This window comes from Brachybacterium tyrofermentans (assembly GCF_014897585.1).
Taxonomy (GTDB): domain Bacteria; phylum Actinomycetota; class Actinomycetes; order Actinomycetales; family Dermabacteraceae; genus Brachybacterium; species Brachybacterium tyrofermentans.
Map to the genome: position 1 here is coordinate 1 of NZ_JABUXW010000079.1, position 1,502 is coordinate 1,502.

The window sequence follows — 1,502 nt, forward strand, 5'->3', positions numbered from 1 at the left end:
GATCAGAAGAAGCCGAGCTTCTTCTCCGAATAGCTGACCAGCAGGTTCTTGGTCTGCTGGTAGTGGTCGAGCATCATCAGGTGGTTCTCCCGGCCGATGCCGGAGGACTTGTACCCGCCGAACGCGGAGTGCGCCGGATACGAGTGGTAGTTGTTCACCCAGACGCGCCCGGCCTGGATGGCCCGGCCCGCGCGGTAAATGATGTTCTGCTGCCTGCTCCACACACCGGAGCCGAGCCCGTACAGGGTGTCGTTGGCGATCGAGATGGCCTCGTCGTAGTCGGAGAAGCGGGTCAGCGCGAGCACCGGCCCGAAGATCTCCTCCTGGAAGATGCGCATCGAGTTGTCGCCCTCGAACACCGTGGGCGTCACGTAGTAGCCGCCGGAGAGCTCCCCGCCCAGATCGGCGCGCTCGCCGCCGGTGAGCAGCTTCGCGCCCTCCTTCGTGCCGATGTCGATGTAGGAGAGGATCTTCTCGAGCTGGTCGTTGCTGGCCTGGGCACCGATCATCGTCTCGGTGTCCAGCGGATCGCCCTGCTTCGTCGCCTCGACGCGCTTCAGCCCGTCGGCCACGAAGTCGTCGTAGATCGAGTCCTGCACGAGCGCGCGCGACGGGCAGGTGCACACCTCGCCCTGGTTCAGGGCGAACATCGCGAAGCCCTCGAGGGCCTTGTCGTAGTAGTCGTCCTTCGCCGACGCCACGTCCTCGAAGAACAGGTTCGGGCTCTTGCCGCCCAGCTCGAGGGTCACCGGGATGAGGTTCTGCGAGGCGTACTGCATGATCAGGCGGCCCGTGGTGGTCTCACCCGTGAAGGCGATCTTCGCGATGCGCTTGTTGGAGGCCAGCGGTTTGCCGGCCTCGACGCCGAAGCCGTTGACGATGTTGAGCACGCCGCCCGGCAGCAGGTCACCGATCAGCTCGGCCAGCACCAGGATCGAGACCGGGGTCTGCTCGGCGGGCTTGAGCACCACGCAGTTGCCGGCCGCGAGCGCCGGGGCCAGCTTCCACACCGCCATGAGGATGGGGAAGTTCCACGGGATGATCTGCCCGACCACGCCCAGCGGCTCGTGGAAGTGATAGGCGACGGTGTCGTCGTCGATCTGCGAGAGTGCGCCCTCCTGGGCTCGGATCGCGCCGGCGAAGTAGCGGAAGTGGTCCACTGCGAGCGGCAGGTCCGCGCCCAGGCACTCCCGGATCGGCTTGCCGTTGTCCCAGGTCTCGGTCACGGCCAGCATCTCGAGGTTCTCCTCGATGCGGTCCGCGATCTTGTTGAGGATCACGGCGCGTTCGGCGACCGAGGTCGTCCCCCAGGCCGGTGCCGCGGCGTGGGCGGCGTCGAGCGCCTTCTCGATGTCCTCCGCGGTGGAGCGGGCCACCTCGGTGAAGATCTTGCCGGTGACGGGGGTGGGGTTCTCGAAGTACTCGCCCTTGACCGGCGGGACCCACTGGCCCCCGATGTAGTTCTCGTACCGCTGCGCGAAGGTGACCTTCGCTCCGTCGGT

At 66.6% G+C, this 1,502-nt stretch carries 1 protein-coding gene; it reads right to left on the reverse strand.

The window, feature by feature from the left end; all coding sequences use genetic code 11:
• Positions 1–2 precede the first annotated feature (2 nt).
• Positions 3–1,502 (reverse strand): aldehyde dehydrogenase (adh, locus tag INT49_RS20770; protein WP_193119623.1); only part of this gene is annotated, 1,500 nt, incomplete at its 5' end.